Source organism: Candidatus Erwinia haradaeae, assembly GCF_900698995.1.
In the GTDB taxonomy this organism is placed as follows: domain Bacteria; phylum Pseudomonadota; class Gammaproteobacteria; order Enterobacterales; family Enterobacteriaceae; genus Erwinia_E; species Erwinia_E haradaeae_C.
In genome coordinates this window covers 751056-771140 of record NZ_LR217735.1, presented here as the reverse complement: position 1 = coordinate 771140, position 20085 = coordinate 751056, and the positions used below count along the sequence as shown (strand labels likewise).

The 20085-nt window shown below is 28.3% G+C and carries 13 protein-coding genes, 1 tRNA gene and 1 pseudogene; 11 read left to right on the top strand and 4 right to left on the bottom strand.

Annotation, left to right across the window (positions count from 1 at the left end; genetic code table 11):
• Positions 1 to 843 precede the first annotated feature (843 nt).
• The 4 genes from rpsF to rplI are packed head-to-tail and all read left to right on the top strand — an operon-like array spanning position 844 to position 2295.
• The gene (gene rpsF, locus ERCISPPA3004_RS02430; protein WP_157990513.1) at positions 844 to 1242 is read left to right on the top strand and encodes a 30S ribosomal protein S6; all 399 of its coding nucleotides are present in this window, start codon (positions 844 to 846) and stop codon (positions 1240 to 1242) included.
• Positions 1243 to 1244: 2 nt separating this feature from the next.
• Positions 1245 to 1568: a primosomal replication protein N gene (gene priB, locus ERCISPPA3004_RS02425; RefSeq protein WP_157990512.1), complete on the top strand. Its 324-nt coding sequence runs from the start codon at positions 1245 to 1247 to the stop codon at positions 1566 to 1568.
• A gap of 4 nt (positions 1569 to 1572) precedes the next feature.
• Positions 1573 to 1800 (top strand): 30S ribosomal protein S18, encoded by a 228-nt coding sequence (gene rpsR, locus ERCISPPA3004_RS02420; RefSeq protein ID WP_157990511.1) that lies wholly within the window; start codon positions 1573 to 1575, stop codon positions 1798 to 1800.
• A 42-nt stretch (positions 1801 to 1842) separates the two neighbouring features.
• Entirely contained in the window at positions 1843 to 2295 is a 453-nt protein-coding gene (rplI, locus tag ERCISPPA3004_RS02415; RefSeq protein WP_157990510.1) for a 50S ribosomal protein L9, read from the top strand.
• Positions 2296 to 2783: 488 nt separating this feature from the next.
• Here the strand turns inward: rplI and ERCISPPA3004_RS02410 are convergent.
• Both ERCISPPA3004_RS02410 and dnaQ read right to left on the bottom strand, forming a co-directional pair.
• A tRNA-Asp gene (locus ERCISPPA3004_RS02410) sits at positions 2784 to 2860 on the bottom strand.
• Positions 2861 to 2954: 94 nt separating this feature from the next.
• Positions 2955 to 3689, bottom strand: coding sequence for a DNA polymerase III subunit epsilon (gene dnaQ / locus ERCISPPA3004_RS02405; RefSeq protein ID WP_157990509.1), 735 nt, complete (start codon positions 3687 to 3689; stop codon positions 2955 to 2957).
• Between the two features lie 71 nt (positions 3690 to 3760).
• Here dnaQ and rnhA point away from each other — a divergent pair, with 71 nt between their 5' ends.
• The 3 genes and pseudogenes from rnhA to ERCISPPA3004_RS03390 form a co-directional block, all read left to right on the top strand.
• Positions 3761 to 4270, top strand: coding sequence for a ribonuclease HI (gene rnhA, locus ERCISPPA3004_RS02400; protein ID WP_157990508.1), 510 nt, complete (start codon positions 3761 to 3763; stop codon positions 4268 to 4270).
• 777 nt (positions 4271 to 5047) lie between these two features.
• Positions 5048 to 5803, top strand: a complete 756-nt coding sequence (gloB, locus tag ERCISPPA3004_RS02395; RefSeq protein ID WP_157990693.1) for a hydroxyacylglutathione hydrolase — start codon at positions 5048 to 5050, stop codon at positions 5801 to 5803.
• A gap of 1840 nt (positions 5804 to 7643) precedes the next feature.
• Positions 7644 to 8228: pseudogene (locus ERCISPPA3004_RS03390) on the top strand (DUF1698 domain-containing protein); the annotation flags it as partial.
• 984 nt (positions 8229 to 9212) lie between these two features.
• Here ERCISPPA3004_RS03390 and ygfZ read toward each other — a convergent pair.
• The gene (gene ygfZ, locus ERCISPPA3004_RS02370; protein ID WP_157990505.1) at positions 9213 to 10190 is read right to left on the bottom strand and encodes a tRNA-modifying protein YgfZ; all 978 of its coding nucleotides are present in this window, start codon (positions 10188 to 10190) and stop codon (positions 9213 to 9215) included.
• 1420 nt (positions 10191 to 11610) lie between these two features.
• Positions 11611 to 13107 (bottom strand): ribosome biogenesis GTPase Der, encoded by a 1497-nt coding sequence (der, locus tag ERCISPPA3004_RS02365; protein WP_157990690.1) that lies wholly within the window; start codon positions 13105 to 13107, stop codon positions 11611 to 11613.
• 1107 nt (positions 13108 to 14214) lie between these two features.
• Here der and ERCISPPA3004_RS02360 point away from each other — a divergent pair.
• From ERCISPPA3004_RS02360 to pmbA, 4 genes are all read left to right on the top strand, one after another.
• Complete coding sequence (locus ERCISPPA3004_RS02360; protein ID WP_331905062.1) at positions 14215 to 15006, top strand: YciC family protein; 792 nt, start codon at positions 14215 to 14217, stop codon at positions 15004 to 15006.
• Between the two features lie 52 nt (positions 15007 to 15058).
• Positions 15059 to 15595 carry a septation protein A gene (locus ERCISPPA3004_RS02355; RefSeq protein WP_157990504.1) on the top strand — a complete coding sequence of 179 codons (537 nt, stop codon included), beginning with the start codon at positions 15059 to 15061 and terminating at the stop codon, positions 15593 to 15595.
• An 88-nt stretch (positions 15596 to 15683) separates the two neighbouring features.
• Positions 15684 to 16100, top strand: a complete 417-nt coding sequence (gene yciA, locus ERCISPPA3004_RS02350; RefSeq protein ID WP_157990503.1) for an acyl-CoA thioester hydrolase YciA — start codon at positions 15684 to 15686, stop codon at positions 16098 to 16100.
• A gap of 1835 nt (positions 16101 to 17935) precedes the next feature.
• Entirely contained in the window at positions 17936 to 19276 is a 1341-nt protein-coding gene (pmbA, locus tag ERCISPPA3004_RS02345; protein WP_157990688.1) for a metalloprotease PmbA, read from the top strand.
• The last annotated feature ends 809 nt before the right edge of the window (positions 19277 to 20085 follow it).

Here is a 20085-nt window from a genome sequence, read left to right as displayed (position 1 = left end):
CCTTACATAAACCATAAAATTAGATGTTTCATATGTTTACATGTTACAGAATGTTTTTATAAAAAAGATTATAGATTATATAGGAAAGTAGATTTATTGATGCTCGATGTTACTGTTCTGAATAATATTAATATACTATACTATGATATTACTGTGATATGTTGCAATAATAGCACTTGACGATCTGACTGATGATAATATAGATAAAAATTAAAGAAACATATGTAGAGGATGGATAAAAACTTAAGTTCCTCACAATTAATTAAAAGTAATTAAAAAGAAAAAAGTAAAATAAACAGATAGCATTAGCATTTTAAATGCTAGCATCTATTTGCTTTATCATAATAAAATAGGGGTTAGATTTTTTCTAAATTATCTATGAGTTAGTCTCTAGATTTATATCTCATACATAATAAATTTTACATTGCTTCCTGTTTTTAGAAAATAATTATTAATGAATCAAATATAATTTTGTGTACCAAAAATATAGACTAAAGGTTTAAGATTATTATTTATAATATATGATATGATTATATCAAGAAGAGTATTGAGAATATCTTTTTACAAATATACGTTAAATAAAAGTAATTTAAAATAATTTGCTGTTATAAATCAGAGCTTTCTGTTAATTATTCTTGTGCCTCATCAATATGAGATATAATTTTATTATATCATATATGTTTATTCTTGTGATATTTATCTATTAAAAAAGATATATATATAGAATAATGCGACAAATATTATATATTATATATAGTAATGTTACTAACACTCTTGCTTCTTTCTTTAATGTAGGTTAAGTGTGACCTATCAAAGTTAAAAATCTATTTAAGGAGCTAATTTATGCGTCATTATGAAATTGTTTTTATGGTGCATCCTGATCAAAGCGAACAAGTTCCTGGAATGATTGAGCGATACTCTGCTATCATCAGTGCTGTTAAAGGCACTGTGCACCGATTAGAAGACTGGGGGCGTCGTCAGTTGGCGTACCCAATTTATAAATTACAAAAGGCTCATTATGTGTTAATGAACATAGAAGCCACACAGGAAGTTGTTGATCAGTTAGAGAATCAATTTAGATTTAATGATTGTATCATTCGCGCCATGGTTATACGTATGAAAAAAGCAGTCACCGAAGCATCTCATATGGTTAGAGTGAAAGATGACCGCCGGGAGCACCGAGGAGAGGATGTGTCACATGAAATATCTCATGATCTGGAGATTAGGAATACTGAAGGATAATTATGCCAGGTAGAGATAATTTGGTAATTTTTTCTGGAACTGTGTATAAGGAGCCCAGGAGATCAGTAAGCCCATCAGGGATACCGCATTGTCAATTTATTCTTGAGCACCATTCTAGGCATATAGAAGCTGGTTTTAATCGACGAGTTTGGTGCTGGATACCAATAGTTATTAATGGTAAGATTGAGCAAAATATAGCTCAATGTATAGTAATTGGGGTATCATTGAATATTCAGGGTTTTCTTTGTTCTTATAAAGGGCGTCATGGATTATATAAAATTGTATTACATGCTAAGAAGATTGCACTCATAGAGTCTGGAGACTAGCTATATGGCACGTTATTTCCGTCGTCGTAAGTTTTGCCGTTTCACTGCTGAAGGGATTCAAGAGATTGATTATAAGGATATTGCTATATTGAAAAATTATATTACAGAAAGTGGCAAGATTGTACCAAGCCGTATTACTGGTACACGAGCAAAATATCAACGCCAGCTAGCTCGTGCAGTAAAGCGAGCTCGTTATTTATCCTTGCTGCCATACACTGACCACCATCAGTAAATCACGGAACTATTTATTCAGTACTTGAAGAGGCTATGGGTTATGCAAGTAATTTTACTTGATAAAATAGTGAATTTAGGCAGTTTAGGAGAGCATATTAATGTGAAATCAGGGTATGCTCGTAACTTTTTAATTCCACATGGGAAGGCTGTTCCTGCTACGAAAAAAAATATTGAATTTTTTGAAATTCAGCGTGCAGAATTAGAAGCTAAAGTTACCAGAATTCTTTTTATAGCTCATCAGCGTGCTAAAAAAATTAATGAATTAAAAATGGTCACGCTTCTTTCTAAAGCAGGTAATGAGGGAAAATTGTTTGGCTCTATTGGTATTCGAGATATTGCTGAAGCCGTGACTAAGGCTGGTGTAGAAGTGATTAAAAGTGAAGTTCGTCTACCACATGGTGTATTAAGAACAATTGGTGAGCACGTAGTGAAATTTCAGGTGCATACTGAAGTATTTGCTCAAATTATTGTTAATATAATACCTAAGATTTAAAGATTTAAAGATTTAAAGATTTAAAGATTTAAAGATTTAAAGATTTAAAGATTTAAAGATTGCAAAACTATTTTCATTTTATTAAAAAATTTAATGAATTTATTTTTTTTTATTTAATCAAAGCTACAGATAATTTCACAAAGAAATATTTTTTGATAAGATACTCCCTTTAATTTAAATAAAAGATTTGTTAATATAAAAATAAGATTTAATGAGTAATGTATTGCTAATATCACGGATTATATAGATTATGTAAGATAATAGATATCTTCGAGACGTGTTTTTAGTAAGAGCTTTTTATTTATAGAGTATTGATTTTTATATTATATTAGCATTTTTATATATATGGAACATTAGATTTAACTATCTTTAATATAAAGAAACTTAGAATCTAATGTTCTATTTATAATTATGTATATAAAAATGATATTTTAAGATAAATATTTCTTACAGATAAACGATTATTGATATATGTATATCATTATATATGGCGGAACGGACGGGACTCGAACCCGCGACCCCCTGCGTGACAGGCAGGTATTCTAACCAACTGAACTACCGCTCCATTCTATTTAATGTATTTATTAAATATTTTATGTATCATAAATGGGATTAGAATATTCGTCAATAATTTTATATAGAAAAGTAGTAGCATATTATTATTCATTTGGAGTGGAATCCAAATCCCACAGACAGATTCCACTTTTTTCTTTTATAAAATTTAAACGCTCTACATGAGCTATCAGTTCATCTTCAGTTGCGCGAATTACGCAAAGCTTTGCAGAAGTATGAGGTATTTGATGACTGTTTTGACTATTTCCAGCTGAATTAGATGTTATTTTCGTGAATAAAGGTAGAGCAATTTGTCCTCCAGTCATCATTAAAAACACTTCTGCTAAAATCTCTGCGTCTAGTAACGCACCGTGCAGCGTGCGTTTACTATTGTCTATCTTGTAACGTGTACAGAGTGCATTTAGGTTATTTCGTTTACCAGGGAATAACTGATGAGCTATGGATAAACTGTCTGTTATTTTGCAGAAAGTTTCAATTTTCGCTATTTCTCGATACAATTTAGAAAATTCATAGTCAATAAAACCAATATCGAATGAGGCGTTATGGATAATTAGCTCTCCACCTTTAATATAAGCCAAAAAATCATCAGCAATCTGTGAAAAAGTTGGTTTATCTTTTAGAAAATCATCAGAAATTCCATGTATACGGAATGCCTCTGGCTCTACTAAACGATTTGGGTTTATATAAAAATGAAAATTGTTTCCGGTTAAACGTCGATTAATTACCTCTACGGCTCCGATCTCAATGATACGATGTCCTTCATGTGGCAGACCAATAGTATTCATTCCAGTAGTTTCAGTATCAAGCATAATTTGACGCATGGAATCTATTCTCTCTTATTAGGCTCATTTATGTTAGGTTTGGTATTATACTATAATGGAGTCTTTGATCAATGCTTAAAAAGGTAGAAGTTTTTACTGATGGTTCATGCTTAGGTAATCCAGGTCAGGGAGGTTATTGTGCGATCGTACGTTACGGAAGACATGAGAAAACTTTTAGTTCTGGGTTCTATCTGACAACCAATAATCGTATGGAAATTATGGCAGCAATAGCAGGGTTAGAGGCATTAACTAAACCTTGTATAGTGGTTCTTAGCACGGATAGTCAATATGTAAGACAGGGTATCACTCTTTGGATATATAATTGGAAAAAACGGGGATGGAAAACTGTTGATAATCAAAAAGTAAAAAATATTGATCTTTGGCAACGCTTAGAGAAGGCCATAATTCAACATCATATGACTTGGAAATGGGTTAAAGGGCACATTGGTCATATAGATAATGAGCGTTGTGACGAAATAGCTAAAAATGCAGCAGAAAATCCAACTTTATATGATTTTGGCTATCAATTGGAATCGGAATCTTCTGCATTAGGTGTTGGAATAGATAACGATGTTGTATAAGTTTTTATTAGGTTTTGATTTAAAAACAGTGATATTGACAGATGATGCGCACATAGTACAAATAATATATCATAACATGACATGTAATGTGTCATGAGATTTTATATAAAATTTTAGTATTAAAGTACTTAATTATAAAAAAGATTCATGGATTAACAACGGATAACTGTATGGTAAATGTTATATAATTTAGAGCTACAATATAGAGTTTATAGTATAAATCAGGAAGAATTTAGATTATACCTTGTGCATTAATAGAGTTATTTTATAGATTGACGCTATTATATAATTATGAAAGTCTATCGTAGAATGATCTGAAAATTATAATACTGACAGCTTAGATTTAATATTGCATAAAAGTTAAAAACTTTTTTATAAATTATTTTTTTAAAATAGTTAATCGATACTATACATAATAGAGTATATTACTTACGTGTTATATATTCTTATAGAATATATAACACTAAATTTTTATTCTCTTGAAGTATGTGATGTTTATATAGTAAACATAAGTTTTGCAACCATGATTACTTTTAAGCAATTTATTATGCAGAAAGAGTTATTGCTTCTATAAAAAAACTACGGAAACTGATTTTTTTAGATAGGTTGCACTAAGAATATTGCATAAAATTACAATATAAAAAATTAATAGATAAACCTAAATTATTTTTTTAAAGATATTTTTAATTTTTAAAAATTGGTTTATGTACTGTATTTTAGATGTTGTAATAACAACACATTATAATTTGTGATGGTACAAGTATGGATTCACAAAAAATAATCTTAACAAGCATTACTGCCCTTCGGGATAATTATATTTGGGTTTTAAATAACGATCATGGTCAATTTTTAATTGTTGACCCAAGTGATTCCGCCCCTGTTTTAGATTTGATCATAACAAAACGTTGGAAGCTTGAAGCAATTCTATTAACACATCATCACTATGATCATATAGGTGGTGTGTTCAGATTGTTAACTATTTATCCTAATCTTGTTGTGTTTGGGCCTATGGAAACTAGGCGTCATGGGGCCAACATGATTATTCAACATGGAGATAATATCAATATCTTAGATATGAATTTTAGAGTAATTGGCACACCAGGACATACTTTGGGGCATGTTTCTTATTTTTCCTATCCTTACTTATTTTGTGGAGATACGTTATTTTCTGCAGGTTGTGGAAAAATCTTCGAAGGGACATCACAGCAAATGTTTGAGTCTTTGAATAATTTAAATAAGTTACCAGAGGATACATTAATATGTGGCTCACATGAGTATACTTTATCAAATTTGACTTTTTCTCACGCACTTTATCCAGAAGATTCTGACATAAGAAGGTATTATTATCACGTAAAGGAGTTACGTGCCAAAAATATTAGAACCTTGCCAACAACATTAGCACATGAGAGAAAAATCAATATTTTTCTTAGAACTAAAGATATAGAATTGCAAAAAAAAGTTACCAGGAATGGATCATATTTACATGAGAGTCAGGTTTTTAAACGGTTGCGTTACAAGAAAGATCAATTTTAAGAAAATATATTGTATTAAGTTCATATTATATTAAATTATGCATGCGTAATCATTTGTTATGATTTTAATAAATCAATAAAAATTTTTTATTTATTATATTAAAGAGCATAAGTAATACTTTATTAAGTTTATGAACAGAGGCTTGATTTTTTATTAAATGTATAAATATTGTATAAGCTAGCATAATGCCTAAATAATTTTTTTTCTGACAAAAATAGCCTAAAATTAAATAAATTAAGATTAATTTATGTGAAATTAATTCTATGCTTATAATAATTTAAGATTAGTGTATAATTTTGACATTAATATATACTAACTTAGTGTAGGTATTTTAGTTTTTCGATCTGAACTGAGCGAAATCTATATTTTAACTTAAAATATAGATAGGTAACCATTTTTTTATAAAGAAATAAATATGGTTGAATTGTTACACGGATTTGTAATTATATTGTTTTATATAACATTAGAGTAAGGACTTAAGGTTATTATGTTAAGATAAAAGGTAGCTATCCTAACTTTTTAAATTTTAGCTAATATATGCGCTGAAGTTTGTATTCTATACTATGATGTTTTTTAAAAGGACTAAAATTAGCATAATGGCTGTTATTTTATATACTTAAAAATTGTATACTTAACACTCAAATGGCTTATTAATCCCACATATGTGATATTAAAGATATATGTACTAATATGTACATATATCGAAATACTCAACTCGTAAATAAGGTTGATCAATTTAAAGCTATTAGAAAAAGAGAGATTCTGATTTAGAATGATTAACCAGCATAAACTCGATAATTTATTATCAAAACCATCGCAGATTTAGATCAATAGACATGAATGATCACGTTTCTGAGGTATTTTCTAGTATTATTAAACGTTCTGTGTCAAGTTATCTCGATCTCCTATTAATAATCAGACGCCTAGCTAAGTATTAGTTAAAGAGTAGAACTCAGGTACAGTTATTATTGAAATTGAGAAAAATATTCATGGCAGAGGTTGTAAAATTATTTCTGTAGATAATTCGGAAGCAATGATTAAGTTTTGTCCTATTTATATACATATTTTCTGTAGCGCTGAAACAAAAATTGAAATAATTGAGGATGATCTATAGAATATTGAAATTTATAACGCTTTATTAATCATGTAAAATTTTATTTTATAGTTTGATAAAAAAGAACTACGTTAAAATTTACTAAATTCCATATGGAGTGAGCTGAATCCATATGGTATATGAGTTTGATCCGAAAAGTTTAGTGTTTCTGATATAAAGGTTGAGCATATTTTGCTAGATATGCACTATGATTTAAAGCATATGAATAGTTAAAGTGGTTTAGAAATTTATCAAAAAAGTTGCGTATTGGATAAGGTTATTCTAAATAAGAACCTCTCAGCTTATAATCAGGGATCAAAGAATTCTGGTTTTCAACATAATACGCTCTGGTTTGAGTGCTTTAAATTTGTTTCTATATGTGTATGAAAATCAGGTCTACCTGATGATAAATTTTTACGCTTTTTATCGTATCACCTCTAAAGCTTCTTGGAAACATTAGTTAAGCACCTTACCTGTATTTATCTCTTTCTGTCAGCGTGAATTACGGTATCATCATTTAAAGTGCTGGGAGCGCTCGATACAAGTTTTATTCAGTTTAATGCTAGAAGTTTTAAATTTATCGCATGATGTTGTAGTGGACAAGGATCAAATAACAGAGCACCAGCGTAAAGGAATTAATAAGTTATTATGAAATTTTATATTATAGCGTACAGGTCTTTTTTATACTATATTAAGGTGCATATTCAAAGTGAATGGTGATTAGATTTTAAGTAGGATAGACTCTCTCTTCACATTTTTCCTCTGTTTGGTCGTTTTGTGCTAGATGCAGGTTATGGGAGTGGTTATTATATGTGGCGCGTATCTAGTTGTGTGCCTTGATCTAGTGCCTCTTTTGTGTATCAGTTCGAAGCAACGCGAAAATTATTAGGTAATGAGAAGAAACTTGCAAGTAATACCTCTAGGTATGAAAAACTACCTTCTATTAAAGCATTTGACACGGTATTCTCTATAGGGGCACTTCATCATCGTCGTTCTCCGTTTGATCATTTGTTTTAATTGAAATCACAACTCTCGTACACGGAAGGGGGATTGGTTTTAGAAACATTGGTCATAGAAGGTGATAATTGTAGTGTTTTATTACCTCCAAAACTTTATTCTAGAATGAATAATGTATTTTTTTTATTCCATCCAGTAAAGCATTGAAGAAGTAGATAGAAAACTGTGATTTTTTTAAAATGTATTTAATATTTCTAATATTGTCAGAGGTACAAAAAGCACAGGAGCATTATCTGGATGTCTAGCGCATCTTTGTCTGATTTTTTTAATTCGACAGATCAAACAAAAATAGTAGAAGAATATCCTGCTCCGTGAGCGCTATATTGATTACAACAGTAAATTCCTCAGGGCAACACCTGAAATTTTTCATTAACTAAAGGAATTTTATCTTTTTAGTTATCACTAACAGATAATTGCTATAGCTTGATTTTTATTACATCAATGGATATTGCTAATAATATTCTGATTAATATCTATTATCTATTATCTATTATCTTAATAAGTATAAAATTAACATAATTATAATTATAATATTAGCATAGTATATAGAATTAAGGTAAAAATTTTCGTTTTACTTTAAGTTTGGTTTCGATTAATAGGTATATATAGTTTTTAATAAAAAAATTTCTCTTGATATTTATATATTAAATTTGATGTTGTCAATGTTTTACAAGAAGTTATGAATTTAAATAAAATTTCTTAATTAATTTAAAAACATATTTAAATATGCATTGTATCTATATATAGCGTCGTCAGATTCCTCTTTTTATCTAAAATTATATGTTAATTATATTATATAGAGAAGATACATATCAATGATTAATTAGTTTATAACCGCCTCTCATGAAACGTGTAACGCTTTAGAATATGAAAATATTTTAAATCACATTATAGATATGTAATCTTTAATAAGATGGTAGATATATTTTGGATATATAGAGTCTTGTGAGTGTAATTAAAAATTGTTGTATATGATCTTTGTTTTCTATGAATTGCCAGATTTTAGACGAATAAATTCTATATTAGCTTGTGAGATTAGCTAATGTATGACTGATTGTATACTAGGTGGTATTTTAGCTAAGGATCTTTATTTAAATAGAATAATAGAATTTTTATGCAACAAGAGTTTTAGTGTTTTTAATATATATAACTATTAATAATATTTATTAATACTTGGATATATTCTTGTGCGATATACTTTATAAGACGCAGATCAAATTACATGTTATTAATAGAATTATATTACAAGATAAAATTCAGATTCAGTAATGATACTTAAACATTTAAAATGTATACCTTTTAAATTTTATATGATATCTGATTAATTTTAAATTGACTTTTTTCATCGTTATAAGCACGTAATAAAGTAGTATTTTTTAGGTTTTTATTTAAAATAGCTTGTATCCAAATTATGTTGTTTTCGAGTTGGCAGACAGCAAGAATGATTCCAGAGCGTCTCCAGTAATTACCGATTTTTATTTCTAATGTATCATTAGGGGTCAAAATTTTACTAGAGACTCCGGATAGCCAATATAATGCACGTTGATTAGAATTACGAAATGTAGCACGCGCTACTACCTCCTGTCCTATATAGCATCCTTTTTTAAAGCTGATGGCGTTTAATGCTTGTAAATTAAGAGCTTGAGGAATAAATTTTCCAGTTGTATGGTTTTCAATAATGGGTATGCCCGCCTCAATATCTAGAGCTAGCCATTGTAGACTATTATTGAAGTGTGCTTTGTCTTTAATATATTTCATGAATATATCTGCTTTTTCTATTGTTGTTACTAGGATAAATCGTTCTTTTGGTCTTTCAAACCATAGTAGCGTACTATGTTCTTGCTGAATTACTGGTGATAAAATGTTTGGAAGGGTATAAAAAAAATCATCTAATGCGTTTTTGGCTTGGATGCCAGCTATACCCAAAAGTATAGCTTGATCATCTACAACTAGCATAATTTTAGAGAACATTGCATATTTTTTTAATTCATTTAATTGTTGCTTATATAAGCTACGGCGCACTATGTACGTTATTTTATTGCCTCGATGGAATAAGCATAAATTACTCCATGTTTTTCCATAAGGATTACAATGAGCAGCATAGCGATGCTGGTTTAGACGTAGGCAATTAACATCTAGTGTTAACTGACTTTGCAAATATCTGATACGTTCATCACCAATAACATTTATTACGACCCATTGTTCTAAAGATATCACAGTAAGCGGAAGTTTTTCTGAAGCTAATAGTGGTTGAGGCAAAAAAGTAATGCTTGGCATTATTTAGATCCTTATTAATTCATGTTGCCTTATATTCTTTATATTACTTATGTGTAATATTTATATGTTATAATTGGTTTAAATGAGTGCTGTTACAAAGTTTTTATTTGTAATACACTATGTTATTAAAATAATAGGGCATGAGATAATATTGATTTTCTCTAAAAATTAAGAATGAATAATATTCATGAGTTATTCATATAATTTTTAAGAAAATTTATAAGTGGTATCAATGATTAAATCTGATGATATTGTATTTTTTATATATTTTCTAAGTAGAGATATCAAAAATATTAACTATATAATATATAATAAATAATAAGTCTAATGTGTATATACAATCTCAACACACTTGGTTATTTTATGTTTGTAATACAATTACACATGAACCTTAAAAATAATATTGTCTCTTAGATTTTGTATAAAACAAAGGTTTTTTTTAAAATACTCCAGAAAAATGAGAAGTGTAGTATTAATCATTGTAGTATTTTTTTAAGAAATCAAGTGATTGGATAACAGAATCTAGTAGAGGGTATGTAATTTTTAATACATTCTTTTAATCATTGATATGCATATATTATTAACACAAAAAATAAGATCTAGTATTTCATGCCGGATGCATGTAATGCTGTATAATCTTCTAATTATTAATCTTATGATATAATAATTTTCACTAAAATAGATTATGTTTGGATTTTTATTTTTATTTTGTAAAAATTTTGCTAGTTTATTTATGTAATAAAGAATCGATGACTAAATAATAAAAATTATTTTCGAATAATTATTTTTATCATATTGAAGAAATTGAAATATTTTAAGGGTATTTTCTATAACATCTCTTTTTCACATTGTATTGCGATATAGATCAGATTAATCAAATTTAATCAAATTAAAGATATTGCAAAACGTTATGTGTACGCAGTTATGTGTTGATAATTTTAAGACAATATTTTTTATAAAATAAAAAAATAAAAACAAGAAAAAGAATATTATATTCTATAACTATATATTTAAATCTTATAGGGTTCTATTCTAGAAGAGCGCGACATTTTTGATGCATTAAATCATCCAATAATATATCTAATTTTTAGCATGCGGCGATTACAAGATCATCATATGTTAAATATTATCTGGGTGCATGGTGGTAATTTTAGTATTATTCTGTTTTATATCAACACAAGAGATTAGATAAACATATTGTTATCCCAAACATTAATTTAGCTAGCCTAAAATGGAATATTGATCATATTGATCTAATACAAATAGATAGTATAAATATTTTTATTTATACATATTATACGCATTATGCGTTGTAAATTTCATAAAACAATTTCCAAAGAAAGGCAAGTAGGCTATATCATTTAATGATGTACATGTTTATAGCATTAAACATTCTATGATTTTTGTAGAGGTTATATTTTTATTTTTTTTGATATTTACGATAAAATAAATTTTTTGATTTTTCTGCGTATGGATTTTTTGCTTCTTTAAATTGCAAACGAATAGGTGTACCTGTTATATTTAAGAAACGTCTAAAATAGTTTACCAAGTACCGTTCATAAGAAGCTGGTAGCTTTGTAACTTGATTTCCGTGTATAACGACAACAGGAGGATTGTGCCCACCAATATGAGCGTATTTTAACTTAGCTCGCCGAGTAGTCACTAGTGGTGGTTGGTGATCTTTAGTTGCTTGCTGCATAATGCGAGTAAGCGTAGAGGTATGAATTTGTCGTGTTGCACAAGCATAAGCTTCGGTAATAGAGTTAAATAGAGGTAATAGGCCAGTGCCAGTTATTGCGGAAATAAAGTGAATTTTTACATAGTTAACAAAGCTCATGCGAGCATCTATTATATTTTTTATTTCATTACGAAAAGAGTTTGATAGAAAATCCCATTTATTAACTATAATAATTAAAGATCGTCCGCTATTAAGAATAAACCTTAGAATTGACAGATCTTGATCTAAAACACCTTCTTTTGCATCAAGTACAAGAAGTACTACGTTAGCGTTTTCAATTGCTTGTAGCGTTTTAATGACAGAAAATTTTTCTATAGCTTCTGTTAATTTTCCGCGTTGCCGCACTCCAGCCGTATCAATTAAGATATACTGCTGATTTTTGTGCACCATTGGAATATATACACTATCACGGGTAGTGCCAGGAAGGTTCCCAATAATCATTCGTTTTTCACCTAAAAGAGCATTAGTTAATGTTGATTTACCTACATTAGGTCTACCGACGATTGCTATTTTAATAGGTGGATTGATGGAATTGGAATCAGTATTTATTGATTGTGTGCCTGAAGGATATTTATAATTATTATTTTTAAATTTTTTTACATTAGCTGCTTTAACTAAGTTTTTTTTTATCGTTCTATTATATGGTTCGTCTTTTGATGTTTGTTCCGTTATATTGATATAAGGCAAAAGAGCTAGCTTGATAAGATTTGCAACGCCTTCTCCATGAGAGGCGTCAATAGGATATACCTTTCCCAGTCCAAGTGACCAGAATTCTGCTATCGCTGAGGGTACATCAAGACCAGCTGTCTTGTTAGCAACAACAAAAGTTGATTTTTGACTTAAACGTAAATGCTGAGCAACGATTATATCTTCTGGCATCAACCCAGCGCGGGCATCGACTAAAAAAAGTATTATATGTGCTTCTGTAACTGCTGTTTTTGATTGTTGAAGCATCTGACTTGATATATCTTTATTTCCATCATTAATATTATTAGTATCAATACCACTTGTATCAATACAAATAAATATGCATCCTGATATATAACAATAACCATATTGACGATCTCGAGTAACCCCAGGAAAATTTGCTACCAGAGCATCTCTTTTCTGTGTTAAGCGGTTAAAAAGGGTAGACTTTCCTACATTAGGTCTCCCAATTAATGCGACTACAGGTACTATGTTGACCATATTATTACTCACCATGATGCATTCCTAGCTATTCCGCCAACACAATATTAAAAAGTCACAAATTATTTTGATTGTTGTTTAGTTATATTAACATATCAGTTATTATATCAGTATATTTTTGCAAAAGAATACTAAGACATTAAAAGTATTAGAATTTATTACAGATGCAATGAGGGTGCACATAAAATCTAGTTGATCATCATAATGATAATTATTACATTTTATGATATTTTATAATAATATTTGTCAATAAAATTTAATTTAGTGTAATTTTTTATTATAAGGTCTACTGAATTTAGTGCTGTACACAAAAGAAAATTAGATAAAAAAGAATCAATCCTTATAAAAAACCACTGGATTAATAAATGATATTACTTTAAATAAATTTTTGATAAAAGATTAAATCAGTTATATTTTAGGATCGTGTATAGTACATATTTTTTATTTATTTTAAAATAACGTAATATAAAGCTTCATATTACTGTATTCGATAAATATTTATAATTTAAACATGTTTAATCTATAGAAATTATTAAGACGTAGTCTTTTTAATCGATAGTCTATTTAGAAATACAAAAGAACTATTTATTTTTTTAGATAAAAGTGATATTTTCCAGAAAATAAATAATTTACTCGTATTTTAACAATATTTTTCTTTAAAAGCAGCAGTTGATTAGTCATTAATTAAATTAAGGATAGGATTGCGCACTCTAAAATATACTTTTATTAAAAAAATAAAGCATGAAATAAAATAGAAGAGTGTTAGATCATGCATATCTAATTATAGAAGCTCATGCATCAGTGGTCAAAAATACAAAAGAAAGCTACAAGGGTTAACAGGTTCTAAAAAATGTTCAAGGATTGTAAATATAATAATTTGTTTGATATTTGATCAGTTGATTTATCTTATAGGTTATATATGTAATTAGTATGGTTAAATTAGTAGCTTCTTGATGCTGCCTTAATGTTAGTCAAAAATATGATTTATTTAGATATTTTTAGTGCTCCAAAAATTTCTTCTTAATATAAAAGAAAAATTGTTTATACTAGAAATAAATATATATTATAGAATTGTAAGTAGGGAGAGTTTATTATGCAATGCATAATGAGTCTCAGATTTTTAAAGAATTTTTGCAAGGAGTATACATGTTAATCACGGCAAGTACTCTATACCGTGACACGGGAAATTTTTTACGCCATCAGTTAACTAATATTGTATTAATAGTATTTTTTACATCATGCGTGATGGCGGTGATTAGTAAAATTTTCATGCCATCTTTTGAGGAGGTTCAACTTCTTGGTGAAGATGTTTTATCAGGTGCTACAAGAAGTTTGATAGAGATGGTACAGAATATGCCGCCAGAGCAACAGAAGGTGCTGTTAAGGCTATCAGTAGCTGGGACGCTTTCTTCTTTAGTGGGTCATGCATTATTGCTAGGTGGAATGCTAAGCTTAATTTCTATTGCTTCCTCTGGTAGACCAGTTACTGCATTACATGCAGTTGGTGCGTCATGTTCTAACCTATTACGTTTATTATCTCTTACTTTTGTGATGATGCTTAGTATACAAATTGGATTTATGTCTTTAGTTGTGCCAGGAGTTCTTCTAGCTATTACTTTAGCTTTATCGCCAATGGTTATAACTACGGAAAAGGTTGGGCTTGTAAATGCGATATATACCAGCGGTCAACTTGGTTGGATCAACATTAAGTTGATAGCGCCGGTTGTTAGTTTTTGGATTCTCGGAAAACTCTTGGTTCTTTTAATAGCTTCAAAACTTGTTATGCTTCCTCCAGATGTAGCTATAGTTTTTTTAGATATATTGAGTAATTTTTTTTCTTCTATACTTATTATTTATTTGTCTCGTTTGTACATGCTATTAAAGTCATAAAATAAATCTGTAGTAATAATTATTGATTTTGACTATTGTCTGGATGACTATCATGAAGCAATTTCTTGATTTTTTACCACTTTTTGTTTTTTTTATAATTTATAAAATATATAATATTTTTATTGCATCCAGTGCATTAATTGCTATTTCAGCGGTTGTGTTATTATTAAAATGGTTTTTATATCGGACATTAGATAAAATATCATTACTAACTTTTTTTTTAGTTGCTATGCTAGGTGGCCTTACTATTATTTTTCATAATCCTGATTTTATAAAATGGAAGGTTACTATTATTGACGGTGTTTTTTCTATTGCATTACTATTTAGTCACTTTTTTACGTCAAAACCTCTGATGCAGAAAATGCTAAATACACAAATTTACTTACCAGAAATGATTTGGCGTCGTTTAGATCTTGCATGGGGTTTTTTCTTTTTGTTCTGCGGTATAGTTAATATCTATGGGATATTTTATTTCTCCCAAGATACTTGGGTAAATTTTAAAGTCTTTGGGTTGGGCGGCTTAACATTGCTATTTACACTAATAAATGGAATTTATGTATTCCGTTTTATTTCTAGAGAAAACCATTAATAATATGCTAAATATATTTAATTTAAAATTTTTTCTAAATTTAGATGTATGCTAGTCATTGCACTAAAAAATTAATTAAGAGTATATTATGCAAAAAGATTTACGACAACCATTAGGTCAAATTGTTTTAAAAACTCTTGCTATGCCAGCAGATACTAATGCTAATGGGGATATTTTTGGCGGGTGGCTTATGTCACAAATGGACATGGGTGGTGCAATTTTAGCCAAAGAAATCGCAAGAGGACGTGTAGTTACCGTCCGTGTTGATGGCATGATTTTTTTAATGCCAGTTATGGTAGGTGATGTTGTCACTTGTTATTCAAATTGTATTAAAACTGGTAAAAGTTCTATCACCGTTCAAGTAGAGTTATGGATCAAAAAAGTATCATCAGAACCAATTGGACAGAATTATTGTGCGACTGAAGCAGTATTTATATATGTTTCAGTGGATCATAATGGTCATTCACGATCTCTATTAAAAGATAAGCAGAATTTTGTACTTTAAGTTAACTGGAAGAAATAAATTATTTCAAGCTTACAGGGTATTCTTTAGATATTAGAAAAATCTCAATATTATACCTTAATATGTAATCAATCTAATTAAGTATACTTTAATAGTGTTTGTTATTTTAAATAATATTACAAACGGTCAATAAGCAAAGGCTAGAATATATAAAATTTTTCTAGATGTTAGAATTGTGTAGTTCAAATTTTTTTTAATCGCTTTTGTGCTTAATTTTAATATTACTGAGAATCATGCATGGATGCTGTAAATTATATTATTAGCTAAAACTAAGGGATTTTGACAAATAGCGTTTTTACTTTTATTAATTGCTCTTGTTATTATATTTAGTTAAATAAAATATATCCTGATTATAATAATGATCATCTATTTTATTCAAAAAGAGGTTAAATACAATTTTACTGCGAAAAAATAAAGTGCTTTTGAGCATTGAATTTGATGCTTTTTTAATTATTATGATTTGCTTCTTTAGTTTTAATTTAGAATCATGTTGACCAATTTTTAGACAGAAATACATTCTTCCAAAACATTTTATAGATTATAACAATTTTATTATACTAGTAGGAGTTTTTACGATTTAAATAGATAATCAATTTTATTTTGTTCCAAAAACTTTTTTAATAAAATAAATGGTTTTAATATTTATTTTAGATTTATTAATTTAACATTCTCTAAGGATCAACGCATGAATTAATTTATATTTAAAATGATAATTAACCTTTTTAATGATTCCGTCGATATTGATTTCTATTTTTTTTATATTTCTTTATTTTATATTAAGCATAAATAAATAAAGTGTAAAATTATTTAAAAAGTCTTATTATAATAGAATTATGAGATGGTTATACTCTATAAACAATATGCATAATATACATTAATTATAAATTAAGACATTTATATAAAATAGAGCTAGATAGAAAGTTTTTTATTTATACATAAAAAATTTATATTTTACTTATTCATGATGAAATTTATTATAAGATTCTAAAAATAAAAATTTATGTTTTTCTATTTTTATTAGATGTGATCAGTGTCAGGTTTTGATATGATTAGTAATCACTTCTTGACCACAAAGATTTTTTTAGCAAGTTACATGCATTAAGATTCTTAATCATAAAGTTTGCATTAAAGATGTTTATGATAATATAGAAAAAATTGAAAGATAGATTATATAGATTATTTATAATATAAAAAAGAAGATGCACTATTGCGTGAATTAGTGATAATATATTATATTAATTTCATATGTGAATATTTTAAATATATTTGAAGAGATAAGATTAGATTAGGTGTATTTTTTATTAAACACAGAACCCATGTTATTTGTTAATTAACACGCACTAATAATCTTGTATATAACAGAGATAAATTATTGAAATTTATGATTTTCATTTTTTAGACCTGATTTTAAGTTAAATAGCGTATTATAATAGCAATATTTAGATAAAATTTTGATAGCAAAAACATCATGATAAAATCATGCTCTGAAAATTGTGAAAGCACAGAAAAGATGTACGTAGTGATGGTTTTTATATATAAGCATTTATAGTATACAAACTTGTATTTTTTCTTTGGAAAATTTAAAATATTCTGTAGGATTCGAGAGTTTTTAGAAGATGGTTTATAGATACAAATGATTGAGATAAACAAATATCTGCACATTGTCATTAGATTCTATCTAAATACGAAATACCTTGTTATAGATAAAATAAATTTTATCTATAACAAGGTGGTATATTTTATTCTTTAAGTAAGGTAATAGCCCTAAGTATTACTTTTATTATTATATGGCAGAATCAATGAAAGAATTATTCCATATGACAGAACAAGACGATATTACTGAACAGCGACATTCTTTAGAAGAGATAGTAAGACAATCGCTTCAGTTCATTATACCTAATTGTGATGGTATGGAGATTACAGTCCTTAAAATGAGTGGTATTAGCATTAGGACTAATTATGGAGCTATAGAAAATATTCAATTCAATAATGATTCTGAGTTTTATGTTACTATTTATTATAACTCTTGTGCAGGTATGGTTTCCTCTACTGACTTTAATTTAGACGCCATTAAACAGGCGGTTAGATCTGCCTTTAATATAGCGCGTTATACCTCACAAGATCTACATCGCGGTATGGCAGATCGTGAATTATTAGCCTTTAATAGTCTTGATTTAGACTTATACCACCCGACAGCGTTCAATATAGATCATTTTATTAATTTAGCATCTCGGGCGGAAATGGCGGCGCTACAATATGATCAACGTATCATTAGTACTGAAGGTGGCCATTTTGATGGTCGCATTGGTATTAAAGTTTTTGGCAATACACATGGGATGGTGCAGAGTTACTGTAATAGCTGGTATTCATTGGCTAGTCATGTTATAGCAGAAGAGCATGGTAGCATGGAACAAGATTATTCTTATACTGTCAGTCGAGCAATAAAAGATCTGCAATTACCAGAAGATATTGGCAAGAAATGTGCTCTTCGAACGTTATCGCGTCTATCTCCTCGGAGATTATCTACCATGCAATCACCCGTCATTTTTTCTGCAGAAGTTGCCGCAGGTCTTTTTGCATTATTAGCTGTAGCCATTAATGGTAGGCAGATCTATCGTAAATCTACATTTTTGTTAAATAGTATGGGCCGACAAATTTTGCCTGAATGGCTTAGTATTGAAGAACATCCTCATTTACTTAAAGGATTAGGCTCATCTCCATTCGATAGCGAAGGTGTTAGAACTCAGAAACGTGATATTGTTAAGGATGGCATATTAAAAAGTTGGCTTCTTAGTAGTTATTCAGCACGCAGACTAGGTCTGCAAAGCACTGGGCATGCAGATGGAATCTATAATTGGATCGTTCTTGGCCATAAAATTAATTTTAACGATATGTTACAACAAATGGGAAAAGGTCTTTTGGTTAATCAATTAATCGGTCAAAGTGTGAATAACATGACAGGAGATTATTCACGTGGTGCCTCAGGCTTTTGGGTAGAAAATGGGATAGTAAAATATCCAGTGAACAAAATTACTATCGCTGGAAACTTAAAGCATATGTGGCGAAACATAATATCTATGGGCAATGATATCGAAAAACGTAGAAATATTCAGTGCGGATCTGTATTGTTATCTAACATGCAGATATCTGGAGAGTAATGTATTCGATATAGCTCAAAAAGTAAAGCAGTTGTAATTCTTTATGTGAGATAAATGTAATCTTACTTTTTTTATATAATTTAAAAAAATTTAATTCCTCAATTTGTCTTATATATGAAGGATGTATATGAAAATATTGTTGAAAAAATAGGTTAATTATTTGATCTAGCTTTATAGATATATCAACTATATTTTTAATATTTTTTTAAAATTTCTAGAATAAGATGAGTTTTTATTACTAAACCTTAGCTTTTAATAAAAAAAATGAGAAATTTTTTATTTTAATAGATTGTTAAACTAAATTAAATGCTATTAAATAGTATTTAAATATTATTTATATCGATTTTTTGTATAATTAAAATAATATTGAAATTATTAATTAATAGCATGTTTTAAATTTTAAAATCTATTTTTTCTATTTTAATATATTTAATAAAATATAATTTATTAAAATTTTAGACTATATGTGTAGAAAATATTTTTTTAGAATGATACTTCTATTTTCTAAGAATAGAGGATTTTTTAAATAAAAAATAATGCATCACGATATGGTCGCTTATTTGATAATCATTACTAATGATATTCAGCTATATCTATAGTAATTATAGAGGAATATTGGCTTTATCAAAAAAGACAGTAGAGTATAGATTGATGCTTTTTTTTGATTATTTATTTAATCCGCAGTTTAAAAACATATATTCAATAATTTTTATTATATTACATTTTTAAGTAAAAAAATATACATTGCTCTAATCATCGCGCATGGAACCTGCGCGGCTCTTAAATTATAGTTCATTAAAACATGTATA

What these genes read in the sequence shown, in the direction of transcription:
- rplI (WP_157990510.1), top strand. Translation starts at nt 1,843, where the DNA reads ATGCAAGTAATTTTACTTGATAAAATAGTGAATTTAGGCAGTTTAGGA.
- rpsF (WP_157990513.1), top strand. Translation starts at nt 844, where the DNA reads ATGCGTCATTATGAAATTGTTTTTATGGTGCATCCTGATCAAAGCGAA.
- rnhA (WP_157990508.1), top strand. Translation starts at nt 3,761, where the DNA reads ATGCTTAAAAAGGTAGAAGTTTTTACTGATGGTTCATGCTTAGGTAAT.
- dnaQ (WP_157990509.1), bottom strand. Translation starts at nt 3,689, where the DNA reads ATGCGTCAAATTATGCTTGATACTGAAACTACTGGAATGAATACTATT.
- ygfZ (WP_157990505.1), bottom strand. Translation starts at nt 10,190, where the DNA reads ATGCCAAGCATTACTTTTTTGCCTCAACCACTATTAGCTTCAGAAAAA.
- yciA (WP_157990503.1), top strand. Translation starts at nt 15,684, where the DNA reads ATGCAAAAAGATTTACGACAACCATTAGGTCAAATTGTTTTAAAAACT.
- priB (WP_157990512.1), top strand. Translation starts at nt 1,245, where the DNA reads ATGCCAGGTAGAGATAATTTGGTAATTTTTTCTGGAACTGTGTATAAG.
- rpsR (WP_157990511.1), top strand. Translation starts at nt 1,573, where the DNA reads ATGGCACGTTATTTCCGTCGTCGTAAGTTTTGCCGTTTCACTGCTGAA.
- ERCISPPA3004_RS02355 (WP_157990504.1), top strand. Translation starts at nt 15,059, where the DNA reads ATGAAGCAATTTCTTGATTTTTTACCACTTTTTGTTTTTTTTATAATT.
- ERCISPPA3004_RS02360 (WP_331905062.1), top strand. Translation starts at nt 14,215, where the DNA reads ATGCATAATGAGTCTCAGATTTTTAAAGAATTTTTGCAAGGAGTATAC.
- pmbA (WP_157990688.1), top strand. Translation starts at nt 17,936, where the DNA reads ATGACAGAACAAGACGATATTACTGAACAGCGACATTCTTTAGAAGAG.